This is a genomic window from Alkalibacterium pelagium, assembly GCF_900109325.1.
GTDB classification, from domain to species: Bacteria; Bacillota; Bacilli; order Lactobacillales; family Carnobacteriaceae_A; genus Alkalibacterium; species Alkalibacterium pelagium.
This window is the reverse complement of sequence record NZ_FNZU01000001.1, coordinates 191,615-209,034: the sequence shown is the minus strand read 5'-3', so window position 1 is coordinate 209,034 and position 17,420 is coordinate 191,615. Positions and strand designations below refer to the sequence as shown.

The 17,420-nt window shown below is 43.5% G+C and carries 15 protein-coding genes and 1 riboswitch; of the genes, 5 read left to right on the top strand and 10 right to left on the bottom strand.

The annotated features are described in order from the left end of the window. Positions 1 to 50: 50 nt before the first annotated feature. From BMX79_RS00985 to BMX79_RS00970, 4 genes are read right to left on the bottom strand one after another with little or no spacing between them, the layout of a single operon-like run. On the bottom strand, positions 51 to 1,070 hold the full coding sequence (locus BMX79_RS00985) for an L-threonylcarbamoyladenylate synthase (protein WP_091478584.1): 1,020 nt from the start codon (positions 1,068 to 1,070) through the stop codon (positions 51 to 53). Between the two features lie 5 nt (positions 1,071 to 1,075). Beyond that, positions 1,076 to 1,948, bottom strand: a complete 873-nt coding sequence (prmC, locus tag BMX79_RS00980) for a peptide chain release factor N(5)-glutamine methyltransferase (protein ID WP_091478356.1) — start codon at positions 1,946 to 1,948, stop codon at positions 1,076 to 1,078. Then, on the bottom strand, positions 1,938 to 3,014 hold the full coding sequence (gene prfA / locus BMX79_RS00975) for a peptide chain release factor 1 (RefSeq protein ID WP_091478582.1): 1,077 nt from the start codon (positions 3,012 to 3,014) through the stop codon (positions 1,938 to 1,940). Before prfA ends, prmC begins: the two co-directional genes overlap by 11 nt. Before the next feature lie 41 nt (positions 3,015 to 3,055). After that, entirely contained in the window at positions 3,056 to 3,646 is a 591-nt protein-coding gene (locus BMX79_RS00970) for a thymidine kinase (protein ID WP_091478354.1), read from the bottom strand. Between the two features lie 196 nt (positions 3,647 to 3,842). Here BMX79_RS00970 and manA point away from each other — a divergent pair, with 196 nt between their 5' ends. Then, on the top strand, positions 3,843 to 4,799 hold the full coding sequence (gene manA / locus BMX79_RS00965) for a mannose-6-phosphate isomerase, class I (RefSeq protein WP_091478352.1): 957 nt from the start codon (positions 3,843 to 3,845) through the stop codon (positions 4,797 to 4,799). 81 nt (positions 4,800 to 4,880) lie between these two features. On the opposite strand, the gene BMX79_RS00960 is transcribed toward manA, so the two are convergent. From BMX79_RS00960 to BMX79_RS00940, 5 genes are all read right to left on the bottom strand, one after another. After that, positions 4,881 to 6,143: an ammonium transporter gene (locus tag BMX79_RS00960; RefSeq protein ID WP_091478580.1), complete on the bottom strand. Its 1,263-nt coding sequence runs from the start codon at positions 6,141 to 6,143 to the stop codon at positions 4,881 to 4,883. A 260-nt stretch (positions 6,144 to 6,403) separates the two neighbouring features. Further along, positions 6,404 to 8,278, bottom strand: a complete 1,875-nt coding sequence (locus BMX79_RS00955; RefSeq protein WP_091478351.1) for an ABC transporter ATP-binding protein — start codon at positions 8,276 to 8,278, stop codon at positions 6,404 to 6,406. After that, a complete protein-coding gene (locus BMX79_RS00950) occupies positions 8,278 to 9,999 on the bottom strand; it encodes an ABC transporter ATP-binding protein (RefSeq protein ID WP_091478349.1) in 1,722 nt (573 codons plus the stop codon). Before BMX79_RS00950 ends, BMX79_RS00955 begins: the two co-directional genes overlap by 1 nt. 2 nt (positions 10,000 to 10,001) lie before the next feature. Continuing rightward, positions 10,002 to 10,637, bottom strand: a complete 636-nt coding sequence (locus BMX79_RS00945) for a TetR/AcrR family transcriptional regulator (RefSeq protein ID WP_091478347.1) — start codon at positions 10,635 to 10,637, stop codon at positions 10,002 to 10,004. 124 nt (positions 10,638 to 10,761) lie between these two features. Beyond that, a complete protein-coding gene (locus BMX79_RS00940; RefSeq protein ID WP_091478345.1) occupies positions 10,762 to 11,970 on the bottom strand; it encodes an AI-2E family transporter in 1,209 nt (402 codons plus the stop codon). 167 nt (positions 11,971 to 12,137) lie between these two features. Between BMX79_RS00940 and BMX79_RS00935 the strand changes: the two genes are divergently transcribed. Both BMX79_RS00935 and BMX79_RS00930 read left to right on the top strand, forming a co-directional pair. Next, positions 12,138 to 13,172 carry a lactonase family protein gene (locus BMX79_RS00935; protein WP_091478344.1) on the top strand — a complete coding sequence of 345 codons (1,035 nt, stop codon included), beginning with the start codon at positions 12,138 to 12,140 and terminating at the stop codon, positions 13,170 to 13,172. Positions 13,173 to 13,402: 230 nt separating this feature from the next. Then, positions 13,403 to 14,026 carry a flavin reductase family protein gene (locus BMX79_RS00930; RefSeq protein ID WP_091478342.1) on the top strand — a complete coding sequence of 208 codons (624 nt, stop codon included), beginning with the start codon at positions 13,403 to 13,405 and terminating at the stop codon, positions 14,024 to 14,026. Positions 14,027 to 14,179: 153 nt separating this feature from the next. Here BMX79_RS00930 and BMX79_RS00925 read toward each other — a convergent pair whose 3' ends face one another. Next, positions 14,180 to 14,686 (bottom strand): PTS sugar transporter subunit IIA, encoded by a 507-nt coding sequence (locus BMX79_RS00925; protein ID WP_091478340.1) that lies wholly within the window; start codon positions 14,684 to 14,686, stop codon positions 14,180 to 14,182. 194 nt (positions 14,687 to 14,880) lie between these two features. Between BMX79_RS00925 and BMX79_RS00920 the strand changes: the two genes are divergently transcribed. Beyond that, positions 14,881 to 15,708 (top strand): undecaprenyl-diphosphate phosphatase, encoded by an 828-nt coding sequence (locus BMX79_RS00920; protein WP_091478338.1) that lies wholly within the window; start codon positions 14,881 to 14,883, stop codon positions 15,706 to 15,708. A 77-nt stretch (positions 15,709 to 15,785) separates the two neighbouring features. After that, positions 15,786 to 15,887, top strand: a riboswitch (TPP riboswitch). Positions 15,888 to 16,181: 294 nt separating this feature from the next. Beyond that, positions 16,182 to 16,850 carry a thiaminase II gene (gene tenA / locus BMX79_RS00915; protein WP_091478337.1) on the top strand — a complete coding sequence of 223 codons (669 nt, stop codon included), beginning with the start codon at positions 16,182 to 16,184 and terminating at the stop codon, positions 16,848 to 16,850. Positions 16,851 to 17,420 lie beyond the last annotated feature (570 nt).

Below are 17,420 nucleotides of genomic sequence, written 5' to 3'. Positions count from 1 at the left end.
CTATTCTATTGTACAGAAAGCTCGGTGAATATTCCAGAAGAATGATAATTTTATAAGGACCTGTCGAGCCATTCGGCTGCTTTTTCCAGACGATTCATATAGGCCAGACCTATACCTTCAGGGCTATACGCTTCTGCTAAAATAACCGTGGCAGGAGAACGGTCGAGTTCCCGCAGCCCGTCATATAATCTGCTGGCTGCCTGCTGCGGGATTTCCCGCTCTCCTAGAGAAAACACCACGTCTGCCATGTGGCCAAATTGTTCATTCAGCTCGACACTGACAAGTAGACCGATTGTTTCTCCCTGCGTATGAAGCTTGCTTAAAACGTCTTCTGCCGCCGCTTTATCTTCCGGCAGTATATACACTGGTATGTCAGGTGAATAGTGCCGGTACTTCATCCCAGGAGATTTCGGGGCATGAGTCTTATCCTTTAAATGTGTGTCGATATAGACAGTCCCCAGCACCTCAGTCAGTTCTTCATATGAAACGCCGCCCGGCCTGAGTATGGTGGGTTTTTCGGGATCCGTCAGATCCAGTACTGTCGATTCAAGTCCTACACCGGTTGGTCCGCCGTCTATGATTCCTCTGATTTTCCCGTCCAGGTCATCATGAACATGGTGGGCTGTTGTCGGACTGGGTCTGCCCGACGAGTTGGCGCTGGGTGCTGCGAGAGGGACACCTGTCGCCTCTATCAAGTTCAAGGCTACCGAATGGTCAGGCATGCGAATACCAACTGTATCCAGACCGCCTGTAACGGATGGAGCCAGCGGACCTTTTTTATTCAGTACGATCGTACAAGAGCCAGGCCAGAAGTGAGCAATCACCTTTTCAGCCTCTTCAGGGAGGCTGGAAACGAACTGTTTCATCTGGGTCACGTTCGACACATGAATAATCAGAGGATTATCGTTCGGTCTCCCTTTAGCTTCGAAAATTTTCCTTACTGCTGTTTCATTTGTGGCATCTGCTCCCAGACCATATACCGTTTCTGTCGGAAAGGCCACAACTTCTCCTGCTTTTAGTGCTTCAGCAGCTTCTCTGATTTCTTCCGGCTGCCAGTTATTAGTTTTCATAGTCGTCACTGCCTTTCCTGATTAATATGACTGACGTGTAAAACCCGGTCGTGTCCGCTCATATCTTTCCAGATCACAACGTCTGCTTCTGGAAAAGCGTGCTCGAATATGGCTTTCACCTGTTCCCCTTGCCTATAGCCATATTCCAGAACAATCTGCCCGCCATTGTTCATGAGTCGAGGTAGCGTTTCTGCCATCTTTTTATAAAAGTACAGCCCCTCTTCGTCAGCAAACAAGGCCAGCTGCGGTTCAAAATTCAGGACAGACTCATCCATTTCATTTCTCTCATTCTGACTGATATATGGCGGGTTCGACAAGACAAGATCAAATGATCCAGTCACTTTTTCAGTCACATCACTTTCCAGAAAATTAACGTCGGCTCCCATGCTTTTGGCATTCAACTGGGCAATAGCCAATGCTTCTGGACTGATATCTACAGCTGTCACTTTATCCTGAGGCCGCTCAAGTTTGTGACTGACTGCCAGCACACCAGATCCGGTCCCGATATCCAGAACATTCATTGCTCTATCAGGAAGAATCTTCAGATAGCGGTGAAACCATTCTTCTGTTTCAGGACGGGGGATCAATGTATCTGAAGTCACCGTGAATGGTCGGCCATAAAACCATTCATGGCCAACGACTTGCTGAGGAGGACGTCCATCAGCACATTCTTCGATCGCCTGCTTATATGTCGCCCATTGTTCCTCAGTTAGATGAGTCTGTCTTCTGGATAAAAGATCAGTGATCGTCCAGCTAAACAGCTCTTTCATGACCCATTCTGCGATATTCGGCTCTCTCCTGTTCATTTTTAAAAAAGAAGAAGCCCAATTCAGGACTTCTCCAACTGTTATTTTAGGGTCAGTGCCATTAGTACTCATTTTTCAGCTGCTCCATTTTCTGAGACTGTTCCCACATCAGAAGGGCATCAATGATTTCACCTAACTTACCAGACAAAATCTGATCCAGCTTCTGAATCGTCAGATTAATACGGTGGTCAGTTACACGGCTCTGAGGGTAGTTGTAGGTACGGATCCGTTCAGAACGGTCTCCGGTTCCGACTGCAGATTTTCTTTCTGCATCCACTTCAGCCTGTGCTTCTGTTGTGATTTTGTCATAGATCCTTGAACGCAGAACTTTCATCGCCTTTTCCCTGTTTTTAAGTTGTGACCGTTCATCCTGCATCGCTACAACGATTCCAGTTGGTTCGTGGGTCAGGCGTACTGCAGATGCCGTTTTGTTGACATGCTGTCCTCCAGCCCCACTTGCATGGTAGATGTCGACTCGGATATCATTTTCATCAATATCCACTTCCACATCCTCAGCTTCCGGCATGACAACGACTGTAGCTGTAGACGTATGAATACGACCCTGGGATTCTGTCTGAGGCACACGCTGTACGCGGTGAGCTCCATTCTCAAATTTAAGCTTCGAGTATACGTTTGTCCCGGTGATCATCAAAGTAATTTCTTTGTATCCGCCTATCCCGTTTGAGTTGGCATCAAGCACTTCAGTTTTCCAGCCTTCATTGTCCGCATATTTCTGGTACATATCGAACAAGTCACTTGCAAAGAGCTGAGCTTCGTCGCCTCCTGCTGCACCTCGAATCTCCATGATGACATTCCGTTCATCATTTTCATCTTTTGGCAGAAGCATGATTTTCAGCTGCTCTTCAAGACTTTCTTTTTCTTGGATCAGAGATTTACGTTCTTCTTTAGCCAGTTCTTCCATTTCACTGTCCAGAGATTCTTTCAGCATCTCTTCAGTATCTTCCAGTTCAGATTTGACTTCCTGATATTTTCTGAAAGACGCAACTGTTTCTCTTAAGTCAGATTCCTCTTTACTCAATTTCATGAAACGATCAGTATCACTGATCACCTGAGGATCACTTAATAATTCGTTCAGTTCATCGTAGCGTATCGCTACTTCTTCCAAGCGATCGAACATACTCATATGTGTCCGCTCCTTTCATCATTCACTCGAATCGTTTATTTTAAATCTTCTTTCTTCATCATCGGTGGGTTATGGTAATGTTTCCGGCAGACCGGATAATAGGATTCATTTCCCCCTATGACTATCTGTTCACCTGTATAAACGGGTTTTCCGTCATGCATCCGCATATTCATTATAGCTTTTTTATGACAGAACCAGCAGATTGTTTTCATTTCTTCGATTTTATCTGCGAGTATCAGCAGCTGTTCCGATCCTTCAAAAAGCTGATTCCGGAAATCATTTTTAAGGCCAAATGCCATGACCGGGATCGACAGTTCATCAACGATATGAGCCAGCTGATTCACGTGCTCTCTTTTAAGAAACTGAGCCTCATCGATCAGTACACAGGCGATGGATTTGTCCATACTCTTCACCGTTTCAAAGATATCCGTATCGTCATTGACAGGGATTGCTTTGCGCTTGATGCCGATCCGACTTGATATTGCCCCCACTTCATCACGATCGTCCAGACCACTGGTGAACAATACTACCGGTTTATTCTGCTCCTCATAGTTGTGAGCCACTTTTAAGATCTCGATCGATTTGCCACTATTCATAGCCCCGTATCGAAAAAAGAGCTGCGCCATAAAAAAACCTACTTTCTCTATTATAATGAATTAGTCATGATTATATCGAACGAAAAGGTATCAATCCTTATAAATTATAAGTGAATACACTTAAAAGTACAAGCGTCGTCTTAAGGTAAAAGTAAATAAAAGGTTTCTGTTACACGGGCTCTTTTCTATGCTAAACTGAATGAAATGGAACGAAAGGAGATTAACAATGCAGGAACCTATTTTTTTACAAGGTGTGTTTAAAGAAAAGATATGGGGCGGAAAGAAACTGAAGGATCAGTATGGCTACACTATTCCCAGCGACAAGACGGGGGAACTATGGGCAATCAGTGCTCATAAAAATGGGCCTAGTACAGTGCTGAACGGAACCTATAAAGGAATGACTTTGGATAATCTGTGGACAGAACATAAAGAACTGTTTGGGCATCAGGGAGATTCAGTCTTTCCGCTGCTGACAAAAATAATAGATGCACAGGATGACTTGTCTGTCCAGGTTCATCCTGATGACGCGTATGGGCTTGAAAAAGAAGGGGAACTAGGAAAGACTGAATGCTGGTACATTCTGGACGCAGAAGAAGGCAGCGAAATCGTCTACGGTCACCATGCACAGACAAAAGACGAACTGGAAGATATGATTAATCATGGACAGTGGGACGATCTTCTGAGACGCATTCCAGTAAAAGCCGGAGATTTCTTCTATGTACCAAGTGGAACGATTCATGCAATCGGTTCGGGTATTATGATTCTGGAAACTCAGCAGTCTAGCGACACCACTTATAGAGTCTACGATTACGACCGAGTGCAGGACAACGGCGAAACCCGTGATCTTCATATCATTGATTCACTCGCTGTAACGACTGTTCCTCATCAGGATCCTGATCTGACTTTCGAATCAACAGACACAGATGGATTCAGTCAGACGGTACTTGTCAAGAATCCATTCTTCAACGTTGAAAACTGGAAAATCGATGGGCACCAGACTTTTACAGCTGATGCACCCTACTCGCTTTACAGTGTGCTTGATGGAGAAGGTGATCTGATTGTTGATGAAATATCTTATTCACTCAAAAGAGGCGACCACTTTATCCTTCCTGAACCTGTGAAGAATTGGGAAATAAAAGGACAGCTTCATATCCTTGCTTCACAACCTGGCAAAGAGGCTTAGATCCACCTATATATTACACGCAAAAAGGACAGATCACCGACTTACAGTTGGTGGCCCGTCCTTTTTCTTGTATCATAATACTTATCGTTCAGGTCGCGGCTGCGGTTGAGGGGCAGGAATAGCTGGAAGAGTAAAATCTGCATAACTGCTCTTCAGGCCATGTTCGCTGACATCCATACCCGCTTCTTCTTCTTCAGGTGACACACGCAGACCGATTGTCAGATTGATGAGCTTGAATACTGCAGTCATGGTAACGGTGACCCAGAGAACGACTGCAGCCACACCAAGAGCCTGCACTCCGAGAAGACCGAGACCTCCACCATAAAAGAGCCCACCATCTACGGCAAACAGTCCAACAAGTACCGTTCCTAAACCTCCAGCCACACCATGTACACCGAATGCGCCGACCGGATCATCGATTTTGGCCTTATTCTCAATGAATTCTATCGCATAAACCATAGCCACTGAAGAAATCAGACCAATGGCGACTGCGCCAAATGGATCAACTACTGCACAGCCTGCTGTGATTCCCACCAGACCTGCTAGAGCACCATTCATTGTCAGTCCAAGATCTGGTTTCCCTAATCGATACCAGGACAGAAGCATGGCAATCAAAGTACCAGAAGCGGCAGCTAAATTGGTATTGAGAAGGATCGTTCCAATCAGCGTCAGTGATCCTTCATCCGATGCTTCAAGAGTAGAAGCGCCATTGAATCCGAACCAGGCAAACCAGAGGATAAACACGCCAAGGGCTGCAATAACCAGATTATGTCCAGGAATTGTTTTTGCTTTGCCATCCTTATCATATTTTCCAGCTCTTGGACCGACGATTTTAGCTCCAACGAGAGCAGTCACCCCGCCGACCATGTGAACAGCGACCGAGCCTGCAAAATCTTCAAATCCTAAGGCCGCGAGCCAGCCTCCTCCCCAGATCCAGTGTCCGGAGATAGGATAGATCAGACCTGAAATAACGACTGTGTATAAAAGATATGAACTGAATTTTGTCCGTTCTGCCATCGCTCCTGACACGATCGTCGCTGCTGTTGCGCAGAAGACGGTCTGAAACATCAGGAACACGTACCCTGGTATGTTGCTGTCGTAGTTCTGAGTCACGAACAGATCCGGTCTTCCAATGAAGCCGAAAAGTGTTGGGCCAAACATGATACCGAAACCTACGAACCAGTAGAGCAGAGACCCCGTAACAAAATCCATCAGATTTTTCATAATAATGTTACCGGAGTTTTTGGCTCTGGTCAGTCCTGACTCAAGAAGTGCAAAACCAGCCTGCATGAAAAAAACAAGAACGGTTCCTAATAATACCCAAAGCGTGTCTGTTGCCGACATAATAATAGCCTCCCTTTCTAAGATGTTCCCCATTCTATCCTTCCTCTATAAATTAGACAATAGTGATAAAAACATTAGAAAAAGATTAACGTTTTAACTTGTTCTTACTGCATATATTAAAAAATGTAACCGCTGTTAGTTTATATTATTTTGCTGATGTTTAATGACGTCTTCTAGATCCGGACAAAAAAACGGCCGAAGAATGAACACTTCCCTAGGGTCATGTCCGTTCTACGGCCAGTTACGTTATACATTAAATTTTATACAGCTTTCAGCTGCTCATCTGGAGACTGGAACTGAGAGTTGTACAGATCAGCATAAAAACCGTCCTGGTCCATCAGCTCATCATGATTTCCAGTTTCGATGACATCACCATGATTCATGACAATGATCTTATCTGCATCTCTAATTGTAGAAAGTCTATGGGCGACAACGAAACTAGTCCGGTCCTGCAGAAGGTTTTCCATCGCTTTCTGTATGAGTAATTCTGTACGCGTATCGACGGATGATGTTGCTTCATCAAGAATCAGGATGTCCGGATCAGCTAGAAAAGCCCTTGCGATCGTAATCAGCTGACGTTGCCCTTGAGAGATATTCGTTCCTTCTTCATTCAGAACGGTATTGTATCCATCTGGCAGTCGTCTGACAAAGTCATCCACATGAGCTGCTCTGGATGCCTCAAGGATCTGTTCATCAGTCAGATTCTCTTTATCGTGACTGCCATAAGCAATGTTGTCCCAAATTGTTCCGTTAAAAAGCCAGGTATCCTGAAGCACCATTGAAAATCTGCTTCTAAGTTCTGCCCGGTCGATGTCTCTTACATCCACACCTTCATAACGGATGCTTCCTCCTTTAACATCATAGAAGCGTTCAAGCAGATTGATCAAGGTTGATTTCCCTGCTCCAGTTGGTCCGACAACAGCAATCATTTCGCTCTCATTGACTGTCAGGTTGAAATCCGTCATGAGCAGCTCATCTTCGCTGCTGTCTCCGTAACCAAACTGAACGTGTTCAAACTCAATTTTATAAGGAGAAGCTGGTTTAGGTTCAAGTCCGGATACTGTTTCTTCCATTTCTTCCTCGTCCAGGATCTCAAAGACCCGTTCACAGGAGGCAATTGTCACTTGAATCGTATTGGCCAAGTTGGCTATCTGTCTGACGGGCTGGGAGAACTGGTTGACGTACTGAATAAATGCCTGTACGTTACCGAGTGAGACCGTGCCGTTAGCTACGCCGATACCACCGACAATCGCTACACCAAAGTAGCCTAAGTCTCTTGAGAAGCTGACCAGCGGCATCATGATCCCTGAAAGGAACTGGGCTTTCCATGATGCTTCATTCAGCTTGGAGCTCTGAACGACAAATTTTTCGATCTCATCTTCTTCCCGGTTGTATGTCTTAACAATCGTATGTCCAGAAAATGTCTCTTCCACCTGGTCATTCAATACACCGAGTTCTCTCTGCTGGCTTGCGAACTGTCTTTGCGACTTAGGTGCTACCCAGGCAATCAGAAGGAAACTGATCGGCACAGTGACGATGGTTACCAGCGTAAGACGAATATCAATGACATTCATGACGGTCAGTACTGTTACAAACTGGACCACACTGATGATGAACTGCGACAGAGACTGCTGAAGAGTATTCGCAATCTGGTCCATGTCATTGATCGCACGGGACATGATATCTCCATTGGAATGTGTATCATAGTATTTTATCGGTAGAGTGGACATTTTTTCTTTCAGTTCTTTACGCATGTCATATACAGTTTTCTGTGCTATACGAGCCGTTATGAATGACTGGAAGTACTGAAAAACTGACTGAGTGATGTAGACGATCCCTACTGTAATCAGAATATTTCTGATCAGTGTAAAATCAATCGGGAATTGCTGGATCGTCTGACCCGCTTCCTGAAGGGATGTTCCTTCCTGCAGGCCTCTGTATATTTCTGTGGTTGCCAGTCCTAGGATATATGGCGCAATGGTTCCCATGATCGTAGCAGCTATGACGAGAACGAATGTCAGAATCAGACCCCAGAAACGAGTGGACATGTACTTGACCAGTCTGAATGTCGTTCCCCAGAAATCCTTAGCTTTTTTAGCCTTCATATAGGCTGCGCTTTTAGTCTGGTTTTTCATTAAATGTCCTCTCCTTTCATCTGAGAATCCATGATTTCCTTGTAAATTTTGTTTGAGCGCTTCAGTTCGTCATGTGTGCCTTTTCCGACTACTTTCCCTCTATCAAGAACAATGATCTGGTCAGCATCCACTACTGTACTGATGCGCTGAGCAATAATCACGACTGCCGATTCTCTAGTTTCCGGCTTCAATGCTTCTCTCAGCTTGGCGTCCGTCTTGAAGTCGAGCGCCGAAAATGAATCATCGAATACCAGGATGTCTGCTTTAGTAACAAGTGCTCGTGCAATGCTTAAACGCTGCCTCTGTCCGCCGGAGAAGTTTCCGCCTCCCTGCTCAACTCTCGAATCAAGTCCTTTAGGAAGGTTTTCTACAAAATCTTTTCCTTGAGCAATATCCAGTGCATGCCAGATTTCTTCATCTGTAGCGTCAGGTTTACCGTACTTAAGATTGCTTCTGATCGTTCCCGAGAAAAGGAGAGCTTTCTGAGGAGCAAAACCGATTAGACGCCTCAAGGCTCCCTGCTCGACCTCTCTGATATCGATTCCGTTGATTTCAATCGCCCCATCTTCTACATCGTAGAGACGAGGAATCAGATTGGCCAGAGTCGTTTTCCCTGACCCTGTTCCTCCAATGATCGCCAGTCTTTCTCCTTTTTTAAGGGTAAAGTCGATATCATCCAGGGCTAGTTTTTCTGCTCTAGGGTAACGGTAATTGATGTGATTGAAACGAAGAGAGACTTCTCTATCTATGGATAAGTCTTTCGGGTCATCCGGATCTTTAATAATATTAGGTGTATCCAGTACTTCCAGCACACGCGCGGCTGCAATCTGCCCTCTTGGCAGGAAGAACAGAACGAATGATACCATCATGATTCCCAGAAGAATCTGCATTGCGTAAGTCATGAAAGCTACAAGGTTACCTACCTGCATATTGCCTTCACTAATGAACTGTGCACCGAACCAGATGATCATGATGTTAGTAATGCTGACCGCAAACACCATCGATGGCATCATGAATGCCAGGATAGTCTGTGCTTTGATTGAGGTCGCGGCAAAGTCCCAGTTGACTTCATCGAACCGTTCCTTTTCATAGTCATCCTTATTAAAAGCCCGGATTACACGAATTCCTGTGAGTCCTTCTCGGAAGACACGGTTCAAGTTGTCTGTCTTCAGCTGCAGAGATTTAAAGATCGGACTGGTCAGTCTCAAGATAAGAAACAGCAGACCAATTAGTATCGGCATGGAGATAAGGAATACAAAAGCCAGATCCGGTTCTCTAGAATAAGCCATGATGCCGGCACCGACCATTAAAAATGGAGCCAGCGTCATTATTCGAATGACCATCATCATGACAAATTGAATCTGCATGACATCATTAGTCGTTCGGGTGATCAGAGTGGACGTCCCAAAGCGGTCGAGCTCTTCATTTGTAAAATAGGTCACGATTTTATAGACTCTACGACGAATCGTATCCCCTAGTCCTTGAGATTCTTTCGCTCCGAAATAGACATTCAGTAAAGCGGAAACGATTGTCAGGAAAGTAAAGCCAAGCATCAGCAGACCTGTTCGGGTAATGTAGCCAATGTCTCCTTCAGCAACACCAAAGTCGATGATGTTTGCAGTAATCGTCGGCATCGCCAGCATCCCTACAACTTGAAGGGCCATAAAAAACAGACTTAAGGCTACTCGCCAGGGATTCATCCATCTTGCTAGTTTTAACATAATTAATCCTCTTCTTTATTGTTTATTTTCACACCATACGTGATCCAGCTCAGTCGTTTAATAAACAGCTCCTGTGTGCTGGATACGGATAGTTCCTTCCAGAACCCTTCCATAATGGTGTCGTTCAACATACTGAGAATATATCTCAAAATATCGATCACTTCTTTTTCAGTTTCCATCTTCAACTGTGACCGGTCCACGACATCAAGTATCCGTTTCCCGTCAGGCAATTTCTGATAGCCGGCCTTGTCAAAATCGACACGGGCTTCCTGATTGATCTGATAATTCATATGCATATACATATTCTCAAAAAATCCGAACTTTTCTGATTCCATAATGTATTTGATGTATTTTTCACCAAACAATTTATATCCTTCAAAGAAGTCTCCGTCTTTCTCCTTAAAACTTTTGAACATCAGCTGCCTGTAATTATATCTGAACTTGCTTATGAGAAAAAAGTAAAGGTCCTTCTTATCTTCAAAATATTGATAAAAACTTCCACGTGAGATGTTTGAGTTCTTGACAATATTTGAAATAGAGGCGTCGTTCAATGATTTTTCAGAAAATTCCTTCATCGCACCGGCAATCAACCGTTGTCTTTTTTCTTCCGACAAATTAAAAAATGTCTGGGATGGCACACTAGTCAGTCCTTCCTTATTTGAAGTGAAAATGACATACTGTCATAATATGGTATTATATGTGACATGCTGTCATTAATCAACCTTTTAAAAAAAGTTCACGACTTTTTCAAGAAGTGAACTTTCAGGAATCCTCTCTATTTTTCACTTTAACCAGCGCTTCCTGCGTATTGACAGGTGCTTCTTCTACATCATACCAGCCTGTAGTAGCGCGGTACCAGTCAAATGCCATAGATACGATAATTTTTATTATGGCATAACCAGGTATACCAAATACGATTCCCATGAGACCGAACAGCCTTCCCCCGATCAGAAGCAGAAAAATGATGTTGACTGGATGAATCTTCAAAGTATTTCCAATGATCTGAGGTGAGATGATCCGATTTTCAAGAATCTGTTCCACTCCAAATACGATTAGAACCTTGAACAACATAAAAGGTGAATCTACGATAGCGATGATCAGAGCAGGAATGCTTGCTACGAACGATCCGAGATAAGGAATCAGATTCAGAAACCCTGCAAAAATCCCAAGTGTCAGCGCAAAATCTAGTCCCACGATGGTAAAACCGATCCAGAATATGAAGCCAACTGAAATAGCTACGATCAGCTGTCCTCGAACATAGAAGCTGACCTGCTTGTTGATTTCTGAGAAAAGCTGATTGGTTTTCTCTCTGGCCTGAATTGGAATGTATTTAGATACGAAAGGCGGAATTTTTTTCCCGTCTTTCAGAAGATAATAGAGAACAAACGGCATAGTAAACAATGTAATGAATACTTGAGTAACTGTACCTATGAATGTGCCTATGCTCCCCATCGTTGCATTCAGTAAGTTCGTCGTCTGATTCGTCACTGTTTCAAGTACCGTTGTTTCACTCAGCTGATCCATAAAATCAGTAAAGGCTTGAGTATTCAGAAGACTGTCGAGCTGAAGCATCAAGTTATTCCAGTACACGGGCCAATTGGTTATCAGAGAATTCAATTGTTCTCTGATGATCGGTACTATGAAGTTCATGCCGCCTACAATCAGCAGGATGAGCAGACTGAACATGAATGCTATGGCAGTATTTCTTGAAAATCGTTTTTTCTCAAGCCAGTCGACGATCGGATTTAACAGGTAGTAGAAAATGACCGCAAAAATAAGTGGCGGTCCTACGATTTCTAAAATGATGCCTACTGGTCTGAAAATGAAGGAGATACGGGTAAGCATATATATATTGATAAACAGAAGAAAAGTTATGACTAAGCCTGAAACAATTTTATTATTGATGACCCTTTTCCAGAACCAGGTCTTACTCCACTGGCTCGATTTTTTCTCATTCTGATCCTTGTCCATACCCACGCTCCTTTCTGTCTACACTATCAGTTTAGCATATTCTATATATTTTTAGGTATCTAAATAACTGAAAAATATTTTGTTGGGAGACGTGCTCTTTTCTTTCACGGCAAGTAAATAGTTTGTTATACTTATTTAAGAACCTAATTTATGAAGGAGGTCCCTGAATGACTGACAAATTAATTCTGGGAACGTATACCAAGAGAGAAAGTAAAGGGATTTACAGTATTGAACTCAACACAGCTACAAAACAGCTTGAAAATTTGAAGCATGAAGCCTCGTTAGGCAGTCCGACTTACCTGGACGGATCTGATGATTACAGCCTGCTGTTTTCTGTTTCCAAAAAGGATAACGGAAAAGGCGGGATTGCTTCATTCAGAAAGTCCGACTCCGACGAGTACGAGCTTGTAGATGAATGGCTCGAAGAAGGCGCGCCTCCCTGCTATGTAGCTTATGATGAAGACAAGGGACTCCTCTATACTGCCAATTATCATAAAGGAGAAGTCGCTGTCCTTAAAGTTTCCGATGAAGGCAAACTGGAACTTGTGGATAAATCAGCGCATTCAGGGAAGTCTGCCCATGAAAATCAGGATGGCCCTCATGCTCACTACTTCGATCTGACTCCAGACAAGAAGTATCTGGTGGCCTGCGATCTTGGAACAGACGAAGTCTACACGTATTCTCTTACTGATAATAATGAGCTGAAAGAAGCGGCAGTTTTTGAAACAGCTCCCGGCACTGGGCCGCGTCATATTGCCTTTCATCCTGACAAAGCAGTTGCATACGTTTTTGGAGAACTGAGCAGTGAGGTCCTGACTCTTTCTTACGACGCTGAGAATGGCTCTTTCAATCACCTTCAGACTGTTTCTTCTATACCTGAAGACCATACAGCTTTCAACGGTGGAGCGGCGATCCGAGTGTCTTCAGACGGCCGATTCGTTTATGCGTCAAACCGTGGACACGACACCATTGCCATCTTTTCTGTCAATGAAGACGGAACGTTGACGCTGAATGACTATGTACCGACTGAAGGAGAGATTCCACGTGACTTCAATCTGGACCCAACGGAATCTTATGTTGTCGTCGGGCACCAGGATACTGACAATCTCTCTTTGTTTGAGCGAGACGCTTCTGACGGAAGCCTGACCTTACTTCAAAAAGATGTCTACGCCCCTGAAGTAATCTGTGTTCAGTTCGTATAAGTCAATTAATCCTGACACTAAACAATTCATTTGAAAGAGAGGGGCTCCCTCTCTTTTTCATTTTTTTTCATTTTTTCATAACTTGATTTAAACTATTCGATTCTGTGACCCTTTACCTCTTAAGGCCCAGAAAAGAGTACGGCTTATGAAAAACTGGAAATAATCTCGAATTCAGAATATACTTAACTATGTATCATTACTTTATGACTATGAAAAGGAGTATAAACCTCATGCATCATTTTAAAACATCCGACTTATCTGCCAAACAGCAGTACAAGTTTCTTACCGGCAGCGTCATTCCCAGGGCAATTGCCTGGATCACTTCTCTTAATGAAAAAGATGACGTTGTCAATGCTGCACCATTCAGCTTCTTTAGTGTGGCATCCAACCAGATCCCACTTCTTACTGTCTCAATTTTGAGAACGAACGGAAAAGCTAAAGACACAGCTTTGAACATTATCGATCAGAAAGAAGCTGTCGTTCATATCGTGAGTAAATCGCTGACTTCAGATATGAATGAGACATCTGCTCCTCTTGCCTCCGATGAGAGTGAGCTGGACCGGACAAATCTTTCATTAGTCGACAGTTCGTCCGTTAAAGTCCCTGGAATCAGAGAGGCTCTTATCCGCTTTGAAACCACTCTGTATCAGCATATTCCCATCGAAGATGAATCTGGAGAGGTTGTAACCGACCACTTCCTTCTTAAAGTAACCGATGTTCACATCGATCCAGCCGTATATGATTCAGAGAAAGAATATATCCTCCCTGAACATCTTGAACCAGTAGCCCGTCTGTCTGGAAATGCCTATTCTGAAATAGGGAATGTCTTTACTATTGTTCGTCCACAGAACTGATTAGGCATTAGTCACACCTATCTTGCTGATTCTGATTGTACATTTTCGATCAGCTGAACTACCCGGCATAAATATGATGTGTGCTGGTATGTATACACCTAGAGCACAAAAAAAAGCCTCGAGAATATCCTTCCCGAGGCTTTTATTAGTGTGTTATTTAGAAGAAACAGAACCGATTTCTGCACCTTTTTGTGTTTCACCAGTAGTAGACAGGTCATAGTCTCCCACCTGATCCATGTTGGTGAAGACAATGATGACTGTATTTTCTTTACCAGCAGCTTTCAGACCTTCGAGATCAACTGTTGAAATCTTAGTTTCTGGTGTAACCGTGTCCCCTTCTTTGACTAACGTGTCAAATGGTCCGCCTTCAAGTTCTACAGTGTCGATACCGATATGAACCAGAACTTCTATGCCGTTATCCAGCTCAAGTCCAACTGCATGCTGGGTCGGAAAGACGCTGACAACCTTACCTGAACCTGGTGAATAGATGTCTCCATCGCTTGGGACAACACCAAACCCGTCTCCCATCATTTTCTGTGAAAAGACTGGATCATCCACTTCATCGATTGGAATGACTTTTCCGTTTACCGGGTTGCTCAATACGACTTTCGTCTCTTTAGGTTCATTTCCTTTTCCTTTTAAAAAGTCAAAAACTCCCATAATTCTCCCTACTTTCTCAAAATTTTTGTGCTGACAGTATACATAATTTCCGATACTTATTCTATAAATAATAGTAACACATCCTAGGGTAAACAAAAACTAAAAAGATTTTGTGATGAATTCTTCATATTCTTATGGTTTTTTAACGCCTGTTTTTGTTAAGATGGAAGAGTTGAATTTAACAAAAAGGAGATATGACTGTGTTATTAGAATTATTAAAGTCCATCATACTGGGCGTAGTACAAGGGATTACAGAATGGCTGCCTGTTAGCAGCACCGGGCACATGATCCTGGTAGACGAGTTTCTCATACTTAATACTACTGACGAATTCAAGGAAATGTTCCTTGTAGTCATTCAGCTGGCTTCCATTATGGCGGTAGTTCTGCTTTATTTTAAAAAACTTAACCCCTTTGACTCAGGAAAAAATGATCTGCAGAAAAAAGAAACCTGGCATATCTGGTACAAAGTACTTATCGGCATCATTCCTGCAGGCGTATTCGGTGTCCTGTTTGAAGATGCCATCCATAACCTTTTCTATAACTGGATTACAGTAGCAGTAGCCCTCATCATCTATGGGGTCGCATTTATCGTAATAGAGAAACGTAATGAAGGAAAGATTCCAACTATAGCAACTTGGGAAGATTTAAATTATAAAGTCGCCCTCATGATTGGGTTCTTTCAGGTGCTTGCTCTGATTCCAGGTACATCCCGTTCAGGTGCAACGATTGTCGGGGCTATCCTTATTGGAACAGCCCGTCCGATTGCTGCTGAATATTCTTTCTTCCTGTCCATCCCCGTGATGATGGGGGCAAGTCTGATCAAACTGCTGGGATTCGGCTTTACTTTCACATTAGAAGAATTACTCATTCTGATCGTCGGCTGTATTGTATCTTTCCTGGTATCAATTTTTGCCATCAAATTCCTTATGAACTACATCCGTCGAAATGACTTCAGCTCATTCGGCTGGTACAGGATAGCTGTAGGTTTCGTCGTCATCGGATACTTCTGGCTGATAGGATAACTGACTAAGCTGTTTACGTTTTTTCTTGCGATACAAGGATACGTATGCCATAATGAGCTTGAAAGATAATTGAATATCTCTTTCACTAGGGGAGCCGCTGACGGCTGAGAAAAGCAATGCTTTGACCCTTGGAACCTGATCTGGTTAACTCCAGCGTAGGGAAGTGGAGCTTAGATCATTATGTATGGAGTGTTTTAGACGACTCTCCAGCGTTCATCATGACTTTTAAGTTAAGCCGCCCTGCAGATAAGCAGAGCGGCTTTTTTGCAGTCAGATAACTTATATATAGATGAAGTTAAATGCGTAGATCCATTCCCGTTCTTCTCGCACCCTTCACTTCCTGCATCAGACCGCTTTTCTCAGCCGGTGTTCTTCTTGTTCATCTGCCTTTCTGCTCCTTCGTCGGTTACTATTTTTGGAGCGGGAGTCATAAGGTGGCATATTGTAACTATCATACTACTGGAGGCTAAACCATGTCATTTACCGAAGAATTAAGGCAAGAAGCTGATTCAATATTCCAGTCTATTTTCAGACATCCCTTCGTGCAAGGAATAGGATCTGGACAACTGGAAGCTGAACAGCTCATTCATTATGTCAAACAGGATTTTGAATACTTAAATACCTTTAATCAAGTTTACGGTATAGCTATTTCAAAAAGTCTACTTAGAGAGGATATGGCAGTTTTTAACAGTCAGATCACGTTCATTCTGGATGCTGAAGTGCACCCTCACACTAATTTCTGTCAGGTAGCTGGTGTCAGATATAAAGATTTACAGTATGAACCATTGGCTCCATCCGCACATCACTACACTCGTCATATGCTTGATGTTGCTCAACGAGGAAGTTTCGGCGAAATTCTCGCTGTGCTGCTCCCTTGTCCATGGACCTATCTGGAAATTGCCCATCACTTGAAAGAAACATTTTCTATAGATGATACTCATCCTTTTTCTGAATGGATCTCCTTCTATGCAAAAAACGAAGTGGATACGATTATCAGTACATTCCGAACACGACTTGACGCATATGCAGAGTCAGCTTCAGATGCTGAAAAAGCTCGCATGAAGGAAGCTTTTGTCAAAAGCTGTCAGCTGGAGTGGATGTTCTGGAATATGGCCTACCATATTGAAAAGTGGCCGGTCTAAGTGATAGGTAATATGCGGCGTTCTGAGTGAGGAAACAGGTGGTATTGAGCTGGTCAGCTTGTTACGCCCCACTCGAGGTGGAGATTGACCGTGGGTGGCCGTAAGTTGGTTGTAAGATCCGTCTTGCGACTCACTCGATATGGTGAGCGGCCGTGAGTTGGTCCTAAGATCCGTCTTGCGACAAACTCGGTGTGGTGAGTGACAGTGAGTTGGTTGTAAGATCCGTCTTGCGACTCACTCGATGTGGTGAGCAGCCGTGAGTTGGTCCTAAGATCCGTCTTGCGACTCACTCGATGTGGTGAGCAGCCGTGAGTTGGCCCTAAGACCCGTCTTGCGACACACTCATCCAGAATCTGCTGGTGACTTTGTTCTAAGACGCATCATACAGCCTACTCATCCAATCCAAAAGCTAAAAATAAGGACCAATATACTAAATTTCTAATTTCAAATACAGAAAAAGCCGTCAAATCGAGGGAAAACTTCCCTGACTCGATTTGACGGCTTTTATTCTGATTAATTAGTATCCCATCTGGTTAAAGAACCACAAGATTCTTCACCACCCTAAATCAG